Source organism: Aquiluna sp. KACHI24, from assembly GCF_025997915.1.
Lineage (GTDB): Bacteria > Actinomycetota > Actinomycetes > Actinomycetales > Microbacteriaceae > Aquiluna.
The window spans coordinates 197,428-213,612 of sequence record NZ_AP026677.1; the positions used below are offsets into that span (position 1 = coordinate 197,428).

Genomic DNA, 16,185 nt, shown 5'->3' on the forward strand with positions numbered 1-16,185 from the left:
GCTTTCTTCCAAACAACTTCCAGTTTTGAGGACTTTACTTGTCCTGTCCGACGGACAGAAAGAAGTTTTCAAATGGCAGACAAAAAAGAATCCGAACCTGTGGCTCAGGAGCCAGAAGTTTCAACTCCGCAGCAAAAAGAGAAGTTTGACTTCACCAGGCTGAACACCCTTGCGGTGGTCTCCTTAGCAGCCGCCATCAGCGGCGTCGGTGCATTGATTGCGGTGATCACCGGTCACGTTTCGCTGGCTCAGCTCAAGCGCAGTGGCGAGAGTGGTAGAGGGCTAGCAATTGCAGGTTTGGTAGTCGGATATCTCCACATTGCGTTCTGGATTATTTTCGTAGCGCTGGGTGTTATCTCTAAAGCACTGATCTACTCAGGTGTTCTCGGACTCCAGCCGGGTGGACCTGAGTTCTTCGAATTCCAACGCGGATTCGACGGCATGCACATGTGGCGTGATCGATAGTCACTTCGCTAGGAGAGCCATCTAGCGAATGGGCTGACAGAAAAGTGCTTGACGGGCACCGCCTACTTTGGTGAGAACCAAGGTGGCGGTGCCTGTTCCTTTAAGTCGAAGCTTTGGTCGAAGCTGCTCTGGAGTTGTGTCCACTCCGCGCTTTTTGATTTCTAAGACCCCAATCTCGTGCTCTCGGCACCAACTCGCAATCTTCTTCTCATCGAGTGGCAATGCTGCAATCACCTCAAAACCCTTGAGCCAGGGGGAGTTCACTTTGGTGGCAGAGCTCAGGTAGGCGATCCCGGAACTGAAGGTCCTAAGTCCCAACTCGTTAGCGAGGTTACCCATCAGGCCCGATCGAATCATCGCGGGATCCGGCTCATACAGGTATCGATCCAGCGAGCCAAGCTCGGCTAGCACGATCTCCATGGCCGAATACCGATGACTTTGCTGGCCAATCTGAAGTGCACTGCGCTGACCCTCGCGTCCCATACCAAACCAAAGCGCTAGTTCAACTAAATCTCCCGAGTGCGAGACCCATTCGGCATGGGCATCTTCGGGGATCAGGTCTAATGGGAATGCCGGTCCAAGTTTGACTCCGCTGGGCTTAGTTCTGGCGAGGTCAAAAACCCAGTTCAAATTTGGCGTGAAATCTTCCGGCGATAGAACTTTGTGCCGCTCTCCGGTGTGTGAAAGGTCTCGCCTAGCTGGATCAAACCACAGCCCTTGGGTTGTGATTTCATGCTCGGTGGCATCACCATGCACTACCACTGCGTTTTCAAAGCTCGCCAGGTTGAAACTGGCAAGGGCTGCGGTAGCCTCATCGCGTTCAACCCCAACTACCTTCAGCCCCGCGGCTGCAAAGGCAAGTGCGTCAGCACCAATGCCGCAACCCAGGTCAGTAACAGAGCTAACTCGGGCCTCTAAAAACCGACCCGCATGGTGAGCGGCGACGCTCAGCCTGGTTGCCTGTTCCAACCCAGGCTCAGTGAAGAGCATTTGCTCTGCAAATTCGCCAAACTTAGAAGTGGCTCGGGACCTGAGCTTTAGTTGGGTTAGAACCTGTGAAACCAACTCTGGATCGTGACCGGCTTTGCGAAGTTTTTCAATGAGCTTGATTGGGTCTGATTTCAGATCCTGAGCTTCCAAAGAGCGCAACAGTGCAAACCCCTGAGGAGTTAGCAACCTGTCAACTTGGCTCATATCTCAACGCTATCGGCAAATCACTAGCACTCGCCTTGACTGAGTGCTAATTAGGTTCTAATCTTTTATTAGCACTCGCATCCCGAGTTTGCTAAAGACAAATCTTTAGAAAAGAAGAGGTCAAAGTGTCGGTTTCTATCAAGCCACTCGAAGATCGAATTGTTGTTCGTCCAGTTGAGGCAGAGCAGGTAACTGCATCCGGTCTGGTTATTCCAGACACCGCAAAGGAGAAGCCACAGGAGGCTGAGGTTATTGCAGTTGGCCCAGGCCGCTTCAACGAGGCTGGTGCTCGCATTCCAGTCGACGTGAAGGTTGGCGACCGTGTCATCTTCTCAAAGTACGGCGGCACCGAGCTGAAGTACGAAGGCAAGGAGTACCTAGTGCTCTCTGCTCGCGACGTACTAGCGATCATCGAGCGCTAAACAGAGCATTATGCAAAAGGCGGCCCCTCGGGGCCGCCTTTTCTATTAGCGCTAGAGTTAGGCCGTGCCCAAAGCGTCGAAGCTCACCACTGGTTTACTCCTGGGGGTTTCGGCATATCTAATCTGGGGCTCTTTCCCACTCATCATCACCGCATCGACTTTTGCCAATCCGTTTGAGGTTGTGGTTTGGCGAGTGGTGTTTGGATTTGGTTTTGCAGCGCTGCTTCTGACAATCACACGTGGTTGGGGTGAGGTGGTCGAACTTATCCGAAACCCCAAACGTCTTCGCTGGTTATTAGTAGCTGCAATTTTTATTTTCATCAACTGGGAAACCTATGTTGTAGCCGTAGCGACCAAGAACACCATTGAGACTTCGCTCGGCTATTTCATCAACCCCCTGATCACGATTGTTTTTGCGGTCGTATTCCTCGGTGAGCGCCTTCGCCGAAATCAGTGGATTGCGCTGGGGCTCGGGTTGGTGGCGGTTCTGGTCCTTACCTTTGACTACGGCCGACCACCCTGGATTGCATTCGTTTTGGCGCTCAGCTTTGCTATCTACTCGCTAGCGAAAAACAAGGTTGGTGGCAAGGTCAAGGCACTGCAATCCTTTGCGATTGAATCCGCTTTGGTGATGCCGATTGCGATTATTCAATTTGCCGTGGTTGCGGCTTCAACCCCAATCATGCTCTTCAGTGGAGTTTGGGAGTTCTCGGTGTTGGTTGCCTTCGGCATCCTCACAGCAGTTCCACTGATCTTGTTTGGAGCTGCGGCATCGAGGATTCCGCTCAGCTCAATCGGTTTTATTCAGTACCTGACTCCGACCCTGCAGTTTTTGACCGCCTTCTTTATTTTGCAAGAACCGATGCCGGCTGTCAGGTGGATTGGTTTTGGCTTGGTCTGGGTATCTCTTGTCGTGCTCTCACTCGATGCACTAGGAAACAGAAGGCAACATTCGAAACGCTGAAACGGAATTGTTACATACCGCTAACAAAGGGGTCTGAACAACTGAATCCGAAGTGGATTGAATCCAAAAATTACTATTTGGACATTTTCAAAACATAAATGCAACGGATTTCGAATCGAAAATTCTGAATCGCCGAATCTTCTTCGAAATCGGCTCTAGCCAAGTGCGCTGGCGTGGCTAAGCTGTAGAAAGCGGTCAGAGTCGACGATTCTGGCTTGCCTTTATATTGCTATTTCAAGGAGCAAGAATGACTGAATCTACGAAGAAGTCACGCTTTGCCATGAAGAGCGTTGCTGCAGCTGGTGTTTTCGCACTTGGCGCAGCCGTTCTAACTGGTTGCAGCGCGACCACCACCGCTGGCGGTTGTGAGCTTGGTCCTGAGCAGAGCGGAGACCTAGTACTAAAGCTAGGTACTGCACTACCTCAGACCGGTAACCTCGCATTCCTCGGCCCACCTGAGGAGGCCGGTGTTGCACTCGCAGTTGACGAGATCAACGCTGCTGGCAAGGGCATCACCATCGACCTAACCTGGGGCGACTCCGGTGACACCGACAACAAGGCCTACGACACCGAGATCCCACGTCTACTGAACGCAGGTGTTCAGGCAATCGTGGGTGCTGCGTCTTCCGGTACCTCACTACAGTTCATCGACCGCGTGATCGCTGAGTGTGTAGTTCAGTTCTCCCCAGCAAACACCTCTGCTGCATTCACCTCTTACGAGGACAAGGGTCTGTACTTCCGTACCGCACCTTCTGACGTGCTACAGGGTGAGGTTCTAGGAAACCTAATCGCTGAGGACGGACACCAGAAGATCTCGATGATCGTTCTGAACGACTCCTACGGAACCGGTCTAGCTGAGTTCGTTACCACCGCCTTCGAGGCAGCTGGTGGCGAGGTTCTAGCTGCACCTACCTACAACACCGGTGACACCAACTTCACCAGCCAGATCAACGAGGCACTTGCCGGAGACCCAGACGCAATCGTTCTGATCACCTTCGACGAGGCAAAGACCATCGTTCCTCAGCTGGTATCTCAGTTCCCTGCAGAGAACCTCTACTTTGTTGACGGTAACCTAACCGACTACTCAGCAGACTTCCCAGCTGGCACCCTAACCGGTGCAAAGGGTACCTACCCAGGTGTTAACGAGTCAAAGATCGGCGACTTCCTAAAGAAGATGGACGAGAACTGGCAAGCACGTGGCAACGAGCCTCTACAGCTCGCTGCTTACGGTCCTGAGTCATACGACGCTGTAGTTCTGCTAGCTCTAGCAGCTCTAGAGGCTCGTAGCACCCAGGGTGCAAACATCTCCGCGAAGCTCCAGGAAGTTTCTGGTGGTTCCGGTGAGGGCCAGAAGTGCACCAGCTTCGCTGAGTGTGCTGACATCATTGCCGCTGGTGGCACCGCCGACTACGACGGTCCTTCAGGCGCAGTTACCTTCAACGAGGTCGGAGACCCAACTGACGGTAACATCCTGATCCAGCAGTTCGACGAGAACAACAAGCCAAGCACCATCCGTGGCTAAGTTCTAGTCCGCTAGACAAAAGTAAATCCCTCCTCCGGGCAACCGGGGGAGGGATTTCTTAATTCTGTGAGCATGCCTTTTGGTCGGCCAAGAGGCTTATTGGAGAGGGAATGCGATTGTGGCTTGAGTCGCCTGGCAGGAACTTGCGGGACGAAGGGCGATGGAGGGCCATAGTCCTCCCAAAGCGAAAACCCCCTCATCGCTGAAGGGGTTTCGCGCCTAATAAACGGGGATTAGGAGCCTAGGGTTCCAAGGTAAAGGCCGATGACCTGTGGGTCGTTCAGTAGCTCTCTACCGGTGCCAACAACCGCATCTTTACCCTGGTCTAGAACATAACCACGGTCTGCGATCTGGAGGCAACGACGGGCATTCTGCTCAACCATGATGCAGGTAACGCCAGCCTTGTTGATCTCGGATACACGCAAGAAAGCTTCGTCCTGACGCACTGGTGAGAGACCTGCCGATGGCTCATCAAGGAGCAGCACTGCTGGGTCCATCATCAAAGCACGACCCATGGCAACCATCTGACGCTCACCTCCGGAGAGCGAGCCAGCGCGCTGCTTTAGGCGCTTGCCTAGCTCAGCAAAGATGGAAACTACGAATTCCAAGCGCTGGTTGTATTGGCTTGGGTTTTGGAAGATACCCATCTGCAGGTTCTCTTCAATGGTTAGCGATGGGAAGACGTTATTGGTCTGTGGGATAAAGCCAACACCCTTTGAAACCAACTGGTTTGGCTTTAGGCCAGAGATCTCTTCACCGTTTAGTTGGATGGATCCTTCACGAACCTTCACAAGGCCGAAGATGGCTTTTAGCAGGGTTGACTTACCAGCACCGTTTGGTCCGATGATTCCGATCAGCTCACCCTTGTCGGCGTATAGGTTTGCGCCGTTGAGGATGTTTACCCCCGGTAGGTATCCGGCAACCAGATTCTTTACGTCTACAACTCTGGTCACTTTGCATCTCCCTCGGAAACGATCTTGATACGACCGGTGACTACACCAAGGTCGGTGTCCTGGTGAGCGCCCAGGTAGGCATCAATAACGGCCTGCTCCTTCATGACAGTGTCAGGAGCTCCCTCGGCAACAACGCGACCCTCGGCCATTACGACCACCCAGTCGGCGATGTGACGAACCATGTGCATGTCGTGCTCGACGAACAGAACGGTCATGCCCTGTTCCTTGAGGCCAAGCACATGCTCTAGAAGCGACTGAGTAAGGGCAGGGTTCACACCGGCCATCGGCTCATCTAGCATCACTAGAACTGGGTCGGTCATTAGAGCGCGTGCCATTTCAAGAAGCTTGCGCTGACCACCAGAGAGGGATGCTGCAAAGTCATCCTTCTTGGCATCGAGCTTGAAGCGCTTGAGAAGCTCCATCGCCTTTTCGGCAATTGCCTCATCCTGCTTCTTCCAAAGCGAGGGCAGTAGCGCGTTGATAAGGCTCTCGCCCTTCTGATCCTTAGCGCCAAGCTTCATGTTCTCCAAAACGGTGAGCAAGCTCAGTGCTTTGGTTAGCTGGAAGGTGCGGACCTGACCCATCTGGGCCACCTTGAAAGATGGCACACCCGAAAGGCTGGTGCCCTGGAAGTCCCAGGAGCCAGTGTCTGGAGTGTCGAATCCGGTGAGTAGGTTGAACAGCGTGGTCTTACCGGCACCGTTAGGACCGATCAGAGCGGTGATGGCACCACGAGGAATCTCGAGGTGTTCAACATCGACGGCGGTCAGACCACCGAAGGTCTTCTTGACGTTGTTGACAGTGAGAATCGGATCGACCTTCTTGCAGCCCGGGGCTGCCTGGCCTACGTGTAGGCCAGTGGTCTTCTGTGGGGTTGGATTACTTGACAAAGGTCAGCTCCCTCTTGTCTCCGAAGATGCCCTGTGGTCGGTAGATCACAAGCAGCATCAGACCGATTCCAACCAGCACGAAGCGCAGGGTCGAGGCCTGCTGAGACGAAACCGGAAGGATTCCCGCAATTGCCAACTCGGGAAGAATGTTTGTTAGGAATGCCTGCAGCACCCAGAAGATGATCGAACCGATCACTGGACCAAAGATGGTTGCAGCGCCACCAAGTAGCAGTGCTGTCCACACGAAGAAGGTCAGCGAGGTCACGTAGACACCCGGTGAGACGTTGGAGTAAGCGGCCAAAACCATGCCACCCAAGGATCCAAACATTCCACCGATAACCAGTGCCTGCATCTTGTAGTTGAACACGTTCTTACCCAGGGCGCGGATAGCATCCTCATCCTCGCGGATTCCCTTGATTACGCGACCCCAAGGGGAGCGCATCAGGGCCCAGAGTAGGAAGGTGCAAACTGCTAGCACGATTAGTCCAAAGACAATCACCCAGATGGTTTCAGCGTTGTAAACCCATGGGCCAAAGCCATAGTCCCCGGGAGGGAATGGGTTGGAGTTTGCAAAGCCCGAGCCATCAGGTCTTGAGTTGTAACCGTAGAGACCATCGGCCGAACCGGTTACATCCTCGAACGCAGTGGTGAGGAACAAAAGACGAAGAATCTCGGCTGCAGCGATGGTGACAATCGCTAGATAGTCCCCTCTGAGTCGCAGGGTTGGAATACCCAGCAAGATCGAGAACAGTACCGAGCCGACCATGCCTACGAGCATGCCCGCCCACCATGGCAGTCCAAATGACAAGACCGCGATGGCGTAGCCATAGGCACCGATGGCCATGTAGCCGGCGATACCGAAGTTCAATAGACCTGCAAAACCGAAGTGCATTGCAAGACCAAGAGCTGCCAGTGCAAAGGCAATCGTGGTTGGAGTTAGCAGACCGGCTGCTGTGTTGTTGATAATTGCTTCCCAGTTCATGGCTCTACCTCCTAACCAATCCTTTGTTTTCGACCTAGTAGACCTTGTGGTCTAAAGAGCAGAATCGCGATGAGCACCACTAGGGCACCGACGTACTTGAGGTCCGATGGGATGATCAGCGATGAGGTCTCAACCAAGACACCCACAACCAAAGCACCTACCAACGCACCGAACGCGGTTCCGAGGCCACCGAGTGTGACAGCCGCGAAGATTAGAAGCAGAATCTGAGCTCCCATGTCCCACTTGATGCCTGGACGGAAGTAGGCCCAGAGGACACCGGCCAAACCTGCGAGACCTGCAGCAACGATCCAGACGGTGCGGATTACCTTCTCCACGTCGATGCCGGAAGCAGCGGCTAGATCTGGGTTGTCCGAGATCGCACGGGTTGCCTTACCGGTCTTGGTGCCCATCAGCCACCAAGCAAAACCAAGAATCACCGCAAGGCTGATGCCCATCGAAGCCATGTCGATGACGCTCAGTGCCAGGGTGCCAAAGATTGGAATCTTTGGTGAGTCAAAGCCAGGCAGCTGCAGGGTGCTTCCACCGATGAAGAACTGGAACACATAGCGAACTGCTAGCGATAGACCGATCGAAACAATCATCAGCTGCACGAGTCCCAAACCGCGCCTACGCAGTGGGCGCCACAGACCGGAGTCTAAAAGCCATCCCGAGGCACCTGAGACGATGACCGCTAGCGGAATAGCAACCCAGATTGGTAGTGGCAAGACCACACCGAATACGAAAGCCATCAGCGCACCGAAGGTGACCATCTCGGCGTGCGCGAAGTTCGAAAGACCGGTGGTGCCGAAGACTAGGGACAGACCAACCGCGGCCAGACCCAGCATCAAACCGAAGTTGATGCCGTAGACCAAGCGGGTAAGGAACTGTTCGAAGCCACCTGAGGCGTTTCTAACTCCCTCGCCGATGAAGAAGTTCTTGACTACACGGTCACTCTTACCAATCTGCACTTCTTGCGAAGCTCCGCCCTCGACCACTGCAATGCCCTCAGGCAGCGTGGTCTCGTCCAAAGTCACCGTGTAGGGATTGGTGTCAGGAATACCGATAAACCAGCGTCCCTCAGCGTCAGTAACGACCTCAGCCTCGTAGGAGCCACCAGTCACGGTGATGCGGATGCCGGCGAGTGGTTCGCCGTCAAGCTTCACGTTTCCAGTGATTGCATAGGGCTGGTCTTCGCCGACGGCATCAGCCACTGCTGATTGACCCAAACCTGCCACGCTCAACAGCGCAATCAGCAGGGTGGCAAAAAATAGTTGGGGCAGTCTGAGACTGCGCGAGAGGAAGGTCACATGTCCTCCAATTCGTAAGAGCCACTTTGCTCTTCACATACCTCTTGGGTACTGAATCACTTTAGCAGCGGGCCCGGATCTTTCCAGCCCCGAAGCAAAACATTACTGCGTTAACTGTTTCCAAAATGTTTAACTCTTTGCCACTTATATGTCAAAGGTAGACTGGGGGAAAGCCAGCCAGTTTCTAGCAGAGGATCAGCCTTGGAGCTTCAGGACCCATTTGCACTCATTGGACTCACCTACGACGACGTACTACTGCTTCCTGGTCAGTCAGATGTGGTGCCATCTGGAGTGAGCACCAGGACCCAGGTTTCTCGGAATATCTCGGTCAACATCCCTTTGATCTCCTCAGCTATGGACACGGTTACCGAGGCTCGTATGGCCATCGCCATGGCGAGACAGGGCGGTCTCGGCATCCTGCACCGCAACCTCTCTATTGAGGAGCAGGCGAACCAAGCGGATCTTGTGAAGCGCTCTGAGGCCGGCATGGTCTCTCACCCTGTCACCACCACCCCATACGCAACCATTCAAGAAGTTGATGACCTGTGCGGCAAGTACCGCGTATCAGGCCTTCCAGTGGTTGATGAAGAGGGTAAGTTGGTCGGTATTGTCACCAACCGCGACATGAGGTTTGTACTAGAGGTGCAGCGCACCACCACCTTGGTTAAAGATGTAATGACTCCGATGCCACTGATTGTTGGCAAGGCGGGCATCAACCCAGACGAGGCCATGGCACTTCTTGCCCAGCACCGCATCGAGAAGTTGCCGCTAATTGATGAAGATGGCAAGCTCCGTGGCCTTATTACCGTCAAAGACTTCGATAAAAGCGAGAAGTATCCAAACGCCTCCAAGGATGGCGCTGGCCGTTTGCTAGTTGGTGCCGCCGTCGGCGTCGGTCCAGATGCCTGGGAGCGATCAATGGCTTTGATCGAAGCCGGTGTCGACATGCTGGTGGTTGACACTGCCCACGGTCACAACTCCGCAGTTTTGGACATGATCAGAAAGCTAAAGCTTGAGCCATTTGCCAAGCACACCGACATTGTCGGTGGCAACATCGCAACTCGTGAGGGTGCCCAGGCAATCATTGACGCCGGTGCCGATGGTGTAAAGGTTGGCGTTGGTCCTGGTTCAATCTGCACCACTCGAGTAGTTGCCGGTGTTGGTGTGCCACAGGTGACCGCAGTTCACCTGGCAGCCCTGGCGGCTCGCCCAGCTGGTGTGCCGGTCATTGCAGACGGTGGATTGCAGTACTCGGGAGATATCGCAAAAGCATTGGTTGCTGGTGCAAACTCCGTGATGCTCGGGTCCCTCTTGGCTGGTACCGATGAGGCCCCAGGCGACATTACATATGTCGGCGGCAAGCAGTACAAGACCTACCGCGGCATGGGATCTCTTGGTGCAATGCAGTCCCGTGGGCAGAGCAAGTCCTTCTCCAAGGACCGCTACTTCCAAGACGATGTACTTCGTGAAGACAAGTTGGTTCCAGAGGGCATCGAGGGCCGCGTCCCTTACCGCGGTACTGTGTCGTCGGTTGTGCACCAGCTGGTCGGAGGTCTACGAGCCTCGATGGGATATGTCGGCTCAGCCACAATCCCAGAACTACAGACCAAGGGCAAGTTTGTCCGCATCACGGCGGCTGGTCTTCGCGAGTCCCACCCGCACGATGTTCAAATGACCATCGAAGCGCCAAATTACGGCACCCGATAGGAGAGCGCTGTGAACGAAATCGAAATCGGTAGGTCCAAGCGCGCCAAGGTTGCCTACGCCTTTGACGACATCGCAATCGTCCCGACCAGAAGAACTCGCGATGCAGAGGATGTCTCGACCGCGTGGGCTATTGATGCCTATCGCTTTGACCTTCCAGTAGTTGCTGCCCCGATGGACTCTGCCATGAGCCCTGCGGCCGCAATCGAAATGGGAAAGCTTGGCGGTCTTGGAGTATTGGACCTCGAAGGTCTTTGGACTCGTTACGAGGATCCAACTCAGCAGCTTGAAGAAATTGCATCCGCCAAAGATGAAGATGCCACTGCGGTCTTGCAGCGGGTTTACTCCAAGCCAATTCAGCCCGACCTGATCAAGGCTCGCCTCGGAGAGATTCGAGCTGCAGGAGTCACGGTTGCAGGAGCGCTATCACCGCAGCGCACTGCGGAGTTTGCTGATATAGTGACCAAGTCTGGCGTAGACCTATTTGTAATTCGCGGGAACACCGTTTCTGCAGAGCACGTTTCCAAGAGTCGCGAGCCTTTGAATCTCAAGGAATTCATCTACAAGTTGGATGTGCCGGTGATCGTCGGTGGTGCAGCCACCTACACCGCGGCTTTGCACCTGATGAGAACCGGTGCCGCTGGTGTCTTGGTTGGATTTGGTGGTGGCGCTGCTACAGCTACTCGCAAGGTGTTGGGAATTCACGCACCAATGGCGACCGCGGTTGCCGATGTTGCTGCAGCGCGTCGCGACTACATGGATGAGTCCGGTGGTCGCTATGTGCACGTGATCGCAGACGGTGGTCTTGGCACCTCTGGAGATATCGTCAAGGCGATCGCATGTGGCGCTGATGCAGTGATGCTCGGCACGGTTTTGGCTAGATCTGCAGCCGCTCCCGGTCGTGGCTGGCACTGGGGTAATGAGGCGGTTAGTCAATCGCTCCCTCGTGGTCAGCGAGTTTGGGTTGGCACTCACGGCACCATGGAGAGCATTTTGCTCGGACCTGCAACCTCAGCCGGTGGCACGGAAAACCTAATGGGCGCACTTCGTAAGTCGATGGCCACCACCGGCTACTCCGATGTCAAGGAGTTCCAGCGCGTGGATGTTGTCGTAAACAAATACGAGTAATGAATCCAAGTTTTTGGCAAGTTGCCAAAAGACCCAAGTGGCTCTTGGCGCTGCTTGCTGCCGTCACGATCGCCGCAATCTTTGCGCTGTTGATGCAGTGGCAGTTGGAGCGGACTTTCCGAGTGGTTGGCGTTGAAGTCTCTGATGCGCCGGCAAAGCCACTGGATGAAATGATCCAGCCAGGTCCAATCACCAAAAATGTCTTTGATCAGTTGGCCACCGTCGAGGCTGTGATCGACCCAGAAAATGCCTATGTAGTTGCCAACCGCTTGCAGCTGTTGGGGGAACAACAGCTACCCGGCTACTGGGTAGTGAGTAATTCGCTGGTGGGAGAGCGTAGTTTGACGCTTGCGCTTGGTTTTACGACATCGCTTGAAAAAGCCAAGTCGGTTGCTCAGTCATTGAAGGCTGAAGCGGTAACCATCACCGGCTATGTGGAGCCGACCGAACCACCACGCGAGAGCATTGACGGAGTTTTGCAGTCGCTCTCTTTGGCCCAACTCATAAACCTCTACTCCAGCGAAGAGTTTGAGAGCTATCCGGCCTATCTCATAGTTCAAGAGGGTATTGATGTAGGCCTTGAGAAGATAACGATCGGTATTCGTCAGCAAGAGGTTGAGATCAACTGGCTGACTGCCTTTTATGCCGTCGAGTGGGCGTTTTTCGCGCTGGCTGCTTTTTATATTTGGTGGCGTTTAGTTCGAGATGAACAACTACGCATCATTGAAGAGGGCTAGCATTTAGGCGGGAGGTTCGAATGTCCACTGTTTCCGCCACTGTAACCGTTTTAGACCCAATTGGTTTGCACGCCAGACCTGCAGGTCAAATCGTAAAACTTGTCAAAGAGTCCGGCCTCGAAGTTCGCATCGGTAAAGCCGGTGAAGAGATGGTGAAGGCAAACTCCCCACTGCGCATGATGGCCCTTAAGGCCAAGACCGGCGAGGAGCTTTTGGTAGAGGTTGACACTGAAGACCAGGGTCAAGCCGACGCTCTTATTGCTCAGATTCAAGACTTTCTGAAGGGCTAGTGGTGGCAACCGCAGGCGCCATTCTCAGCGGAATGGGTGTTGGACTCAATGCTGTCAGAGCCGAAGTGTTCCGCGTCAAGCCAGCACAGGAGCTTCCTAAGGCTCACAAGCACCAGGGTGACTCCGAGGGAGAGAAGTCAATTCTCAAGAGCGCAGTGTCAGCTGTTGCTGAGTACCTAGATCACCTCGGTGAGAAGGCTGGGGAAACCAGCGCGGAGATCTTTGAGGCACTTAAGATGCTGCTTGAGGATGAAGATCTCTTCGAAACCGCCGCAGCTCAAATCGATGAGGGTTGGAGCGCAGCAACCGCATTCTTAATGGCGGTCGATGAGTTTGGCGAGCTGCTTTCAGGTGACGCTGCTTTTGAAGAGCGTCTTGCTGATCTTCGAGACTTGGCCAAGCGAGTTGCGGCTCACATCCACGGCATTCACCTGGGACTGGACCTTCCTGAAGAAGGTGCGTTTGTTTTGGTGGGTGAGGATTTCTCCCCGGCAGACACCGCTCAGTTCACAAAGGCGGTGGTTGGAGTTGTGACCTTGAAGGGTGGTCCGACCTCTCACACCGCAATCATCTGCCGTTCTAAGTCGATCCCCGCAGTCGTGTCATGCAGTTCAGCTGCAGATTTGATTGACGGCCAGATGGTCTTAGTTGACCCAGTTGGGGATCGCGTTGTGGTGGATGGCGATGAGTCAATGGCCACCAAGTCGATCAGCTTTGTTGCCAAGAGTGTCGAGCCGATCATCCCGGTGCGAGCCAACATCGGCTCGCTCAGCGATGCCATCACCGCGGCAACTACGGCGGCCAACGGTGTTGGTCTATTCCGCACGGAATTGCTGTACCTATCGGCAACCGCAATGCCAACCGTAGAGTCCCAGGCCGATAGCTACACCGAAATCTTGAAGGCTGCCCCTGAGGGTCCGGTAGTGGTTAGAACCATAGACGCCGGCAGTGATAAGCCAGTGCCGTTTTTGAACATGCCTCACGAGGAGAATCCGGCTCTGGGGGTTCGTGGCTATCGCTTGATTCAAGAACACCGTCAGTTCATCCTCGACCAGCTAGCCAGCCTGGAAATCGCGAGAGAACGATCCGGTCGTGAAGTTTGGGTCATGGCCCCAATGATTGCCACCTCACAGGAGGCCCTTGAGTTTGCAGGCCTGGCAAAAGCCGCCGGTAAGTTCAAGGTCGGAGTCATGGTGGAGACCCCATCGATGGTCTTCTCACTCGGTGATCTTGCAGGTCAGCTCGATTTCATCTCTGTTGGAACCAATGACCTTTCCCAGTATCTGTTTGCAGCTGACCGCATGAACGCCGCCTTGGGCGCACTGCTGAATCCTTGGCAGCCAGCGCTAATCAGAGCCCTGGAGAAGATTGCGGCTGATTCCTTATCGGGCAACATCTCCTCTGGCGTGTGTGGCGAAAGCGCCTCGGACCCTGCCTTTGCTGTCGTGCTAGCTGGCCTTGGCTTCAAGTCAGTCTCTTCTTCAATGAGTCAGGTCGGTGCGGTTAGGACTGCATTGTCGGCAGTTACTCACGAGCAGGCTGAATCGATCGCTCAGCTAGCTCTTAGTGCAACCACTGCCGAGGAGGCCAAGTCCAAGGTGCTGGCCGCGCTAGCTAATCTCTAGTCCGATTAGACTTCCTAGCTATGTCGGCCAAATCAGAACAGCTTCATAAAGTCATCGGTTTTTACCGAGTGTCGTCATATGTGACCGGCATCTTCTTGCTGCTTTTGATGATCACCTGGGGTATTCGTCGATTGCCTTTTTTGGGTTATGACCTGTGGCTGTTGGGACCAAACGGCTTTATCACCTTTGAGAGCTACGGAGTCGAGGGTGAGGGGCTACCAGAGGTTGGCGTGAACCTCACGGTTTGGATCTTGATTGTTCACGGCTGGCTCTATGTGGTCTACCTGCTGGCCGACTTCAGATTGTGGACACTGCTGCGCTGGCCATTCACCCGATTCATCTTTATCGCATTGGGTGGCATCGTGCCGCTACTTAGTTTTTACACCGAGGCGCTCTATGCCAAGGTTGCCAAGGCAGAGCTTGAGAAGTTGGAGCGTGGCGCATGAAGCCGGTACTGGTAGTTGACTTTGGTGCGCAGTATGCGCAGCTAATCGCGCGTAGGGTGCGCGAGGCAAACATCTACTCCGAGATCGTGCACCACAACGTGACAGCCGACGAGGTACAGGCCAAGAACCCAGCCGCCATCATTCTCTCTGGCGGCCCATCAAGCGTTTATGAAGCCGGTTCTCCGCAGCTTGACCCAAAGATTCTCGAACTCGGGATTCCAGTTCTGGGCATTTGCTACGGCTTCCAGGTTTTGGCTCAGGCACTTGGCGGCAAAGTCGACCAAACCGGTAAGCGCGAGTATGGTGCCACAGAGCTAAAGCTCTCAGACGGTGGTGTGCTACTTGGCAGCCAGCCTGAGCTGCAGATTTGTTGGATGAGCCATGGCGATCAGGTGGTGCAGGCTCCAGCTGGCTTCGAGGTCCTAGCCTCTACCGAAACCACTCCGGTGGCCGCTTTTGAAAATGTTGAAAAGCGCATCTTTGGTGTGCAGTGGCACCCAGAGGTGAAGCACTCCGAACAGGGCCAACAGGTCTTGAAAAACTTCCTATACCAGGGAGCTGGTATCGAACCAACCTGGAACTCTGGCAACGTAATTGCGGAGCAGGTCGAAAAGATCCGTGCCCAGGTTGGCGATGCCAGGGTGATCTGCGGTCTGAGCGGTGGCGTGGACTCGGCAGTTGCAGCTGCACTTGTCCACCGCGCTGTTGGCGACCAGCTAACTGCGGTGTTTGTAGATCACGGTCTACTTCGCAAGTCAGAGCGCGAGCAGGTTGAGCGCGACTATGTTGCGGCAACCGGCATTCGTTTGATCACCGTTGATGCCCAGGAGAAGTTCCTTTCGGCGCTCGCTGGGGTGTCAGACCCAGAGACCAAACGCAAGATCATCGGTCGCGAATTTATCCGCACCTTTGAAGAGGCAGAGCGCAAGTTGGTGGCCGAGGCCAAGGCTGACAACCGGCCAATCAAGTTCCTAGTCCAGGGCACCCTCTACCCAGATGTTGTTGAATCCGGGGGTGGGGTTACGGCAGGCATCAAGTCCCACCACAACGTAGGCGGTCTGCCAGATGACCTGGACTTTGAATTGGTCGAGCCGCTTCGCACCCTCTTCAAGGACGAGGTTCGTGCAATCGGAAGCGAGCTTGGGCTTCCTGCGGAGATCGTTCAGCGTCAACCTTTCCCAGGACCTGGTCTCGGCATTCGAATCGTCGGTGAGGTCACCAAAGAGCGTCTTGATTTATTGCGCGAGGCTGATGCGATTGTGCGCGAGGAGCTCACCAAGGCTGGTCAGGATGCCCAGATCTGGCAGTGCCCGGTCGTCCTCCTAGCCGATGTTCGCTCAGTAGGTGTTCAGGGGGATGGCAGAACCTATGGTCACCCGATTGTGCTCAGACCAGTTTCATCAGAAGACGCCATGACCGCAGATTGGTCGAGGTTGCCATATGACCTACTGGCGAAGATTTCCAACCGGATCACCAATGAGGTTGCGGGTGTGAATCGAGTGGTTTTGGATATCACCTCAAAGCCCCCCGGCACCATCGAGTGGGAGTAATCAGTT

Annotated in this window: 16 protein-coding genes; 11 read left to right on the forward strand and 5 right to left on the reverse strand. The window is 54.5% G+C overall.

Annotated elements, in window-relative coordinates:
* The first annotated feature begins 72 nt into the window (after positions 1-72).
* Entirely contained in the window at positions 73-465 is a 393-nt protein-coding gene (locus OO713_RS01045) for a DUF4190 domain-containing protein (RefSeq protein WP_264785788.1), read from the forward strand.
* 21 nt (positions 466-486) lie between these two features.
* On the opposite strand, the gene OO713_RS01050 is transcribed toward OO713_RS01045, so the two are convergent.
* Positions 487-1,659 (reverse strand): SAM-dependent methyltransferase, encoded by a 1,173-nt coding sequence (locus OO713_RS01050; RefSeq protein ID WP_264785790.1) that lies wholly within the window; start codon positions 1,657-1,659, stop codon positions 487-489.
* A gap of 125 nt (positions 1,660-1,784) precedes the next feature.
* On the opposite strand from OO713_RS01050, the gene groES reads away from it, so the two are divergent.
* The 3 genes from groES (at position 1,785) to OO713_RS01065 (ending at position 4,567) form a co-directional block, all read left to right on the forward strand.
* Entirely contained in the window at positions 1,785-2,081 is a 297-nt protein-coding gene (gene groES / locus OO713_RS01055; RefSeq protein WP_264785792.1) for a co-chaperone GroES, read from the forward strand.
* Positions 2,082-2,145: 64 nt separating this feature from the next.
* Positions 2,146-3,045: an EamA family transporter RarD gene (gene rarD, locus OO713_RS01060; protein ID WP_264785794.1), complete on the forward strand. Its 900-nt coding sequence runs from the start codon at positions 2,146-2,148 to the stop codon at positions 3,043-3,045.
* A 247-nt stretch (positions 3,046-3,292) separates the two neighbouring features.
* Positions 3,293-4,567, forward strand: coding sequence for an ABC transporter substrate-binding protein (locus OO713_RS01065; RefSeq protein WP_264785796.1), 1,275 nt, complete (start codon positions 3,293-3,295; stop codon positions 4,565-4,567).
* A 233-nt stretch (positions 4,568-4,800) separates the two neighbouring features.
* Here the strand turns inward: OO713_RS01065 and OO713_RS01070 are convergent, their stop codons facing one another.
* From OO713_RS01070 to OO713_RS01085, 4 genes are read right to left on the reverse strand one after another with little or no spacing between them, the layout of a single operon-like run.
* A complete protein-coding gene (locus OO713_RS01070; RefSeq protein WP_264785798.1) occupies positions 4,801-5,520 on the reverse strand; it encodes an ABC transporter ATP-binding protein in 720 nt (239 codons plus the stop codon).
* Positions 5,517-6,410: an ABC transporter ATP-binding protein gene (locus OO713_RS01075; RefSeq protein WP_264785799.1), complete on the reverse strand. Its 894-nt coding sequence runs from the start codon at positions 6,408-6,410 to the stop codon at positions 5,517-5,519. The genes OO713_RS01070 and OO713_RS01075 overlap by 4 nt, the downstream gene beginning before the upstream one ends.
* Positions 6,400-7,392: a branched-chain amino acid ABC transporter permease gene (locus tag OO713_RS01080; RefSeq protein WP_264785800.1), complete on the reverse strand. Its 993-nt coding sequence runs from the start codon at positions 7,390-7,392 to the stop codon at positions 6,400-6,402. The genes OO713_RS01075 and OO713_RS01080 overlap by 11 nt, the downstream gene beginning before the upstream one ends.
* Before the next feature lie 11 nt (positions 7,393-7,403).
* Positions 7,404-8,636: a branched-chain amino acid ABC transporter permease gene (locus tag OO713_RS01085; RefSeq protein WP_264786403.1), complete on the reverse strand. Its 1,233-nt coding sequence runs from the start codon at positions 8,634-8,636 to the stop codon at positions 7,404-7,406.
* A 264-nt stretch (positions 8,637-8,900) separates the two neighbouring features.
* Here OO713_RS01085 and guaB point away from each other — a divergent pair, with 264 nt between their 5' ends.
* From guaB to guaA, 7 genes are read left to right on the forward strand one after another with little or no spacing between them, the layout of a single operon-like run.
* The gene (gene guaB / locus OO713_RS01090; protein ID WP_264785801.1) at positions 8,901-10,406 is read left to right on the forward strand and encodes an IMP dehydrogenase; all 1,506 of its coding nucleotides are present in this window, start codon (positions 8,901-8,903) and stop codon (positions 10,404-10,406) included.
* 9 nt (positions 10,407-10,415) lie between these two features.
* A complete protein-coding gene (locus tag OO713_RS01095; RefSeq protein ID WP_264785802.1) occupies positions 10,416-11,531 on the forward strand; it encodes a GuaB3 family IMP dehydrogenase-related protein in 1,116 nt (371 codons plus the stop codon).
* Complete coding sequence (locus OO713_RS01100; RefSeq protein WP_264785803.1) at positions 11,531-12,268, forward strand: SURF1 family protein; 738 nt, start codon at positions 11,531-11,533, stop codon at positions 12,266-12,268. The genes OO713_RS01095 and OO713_RS01100 overlap by 1 nt, the downstream gene beginning before the upstream one ends.
* Before the next feature lie 20 nt (positions 12,269-12,288).
* A complete protein-coding gene (locus OO713_RS01105; protein WP_264785805.1) occupies positions 12,289-12,558 on the forward strand; it encodes an HPr family phosphocarrier protein in 270 nt (89 codons plus the stop codon).
* Positions 12,559-12,560: 2 nt separating this feature from the next.
* Positions 12,561-14,183: a putative PEP-binding protein gene (locus OO713_RS01110; RefSeq protein WP_264785807.1), complete on the forward strand. Its 1,623-nt coding sequence runs from the start codon at positions 12,561-12,563 to the stop codon at positions 14,181-14,183.
* 20 nt (positions 14,184-14,203) lie between these two features.
* Positions 14,204-14,629, forward strand: a complete 426-nt coding sequence (locus OO713_RS01115; protein WP_264785808.1) for a DUF3817 domain-containing protein — start codon at positions 14,204-14,206, stop codon at positions 14,627-14,629.
* The gene (gene guaA / locus OO713_RS01120; RefSeq protein WP_264785809.1) at positions 14,626-16,179 is read left to right on the forward strand and encodes a glutamine-hydrolyzing GMP synthase; all 1,554 of its coding nucleotides are present in this window, start codon (positions 14,626-14,628) and stop codon (positions 16,177-16,179) included. Before OO713_RS01115 ends, guaA begins: the two co-directional genes overlap by 4 nt.
* Positions 16,180-16,185: the final 6 nt, after the last annotated feature.

Excerpts from the sequence above, each read along its gene's own strand:
- OO713_RS01115 (WP_264785808.1), top strand. The coding sequence starts at position 14,204 with ATGTCGGCCAAATCAGAACAGCTTCATAAAGTCATCGGTTTTTACCGA.
- OO713_RS01065 (WP_264785796.1), top strand. The coding sequence starts at position 3,293 with ATGACTGAATCTACGAAGAAGTCACGCTTTGCCATGAAGAGCGTTGCT.
- guaA (WP_264785809.1), top strand. The coding sequence starts at position 14,626 with ATGAAGCCGGTACTGGTAGTTGACTTTGGTGCGCAGTATGCGCAGCTA.
- OO713_RS01080 (WP_264785800.1), bottom strand. The coding sequence starts at position 7,392 with ATGAACTGGGAAGCAATTATCAACAACACAGCAGCCGGTCTGCTAACT.
- OO713_RS01105 (WP_264785805.1), top strand. The coding sequence starts at position 12,289 with ATGTCCACTGTTTCCGCCACTGTAACCGTTTTAGACCCAATTGGTTTG.
- OO713_RS01100 (WP_264785803.1), top strand. The coding sequence starts at position 11,531 with ATGAATCCAAGTTTTTGGCAAGTTGCCAAAAGACCCAAGTGGCTCTTG.
- OO713_RS01050 (WP_264785790.1), bottom strand. The coding sequence starts at position 1,659 with ATGAGCCAAGTTGACAGGTTGCTAACTCCTCAGGGGTTTGCACTGTTG.
- OO713_RS01045 (WP_264785788.1), top strand. The coding sequence starts at position 73 with ATGGCAGACAAAAAAGAATCCGAACCTGTGGCTCAGGAGCCAGAAGTT.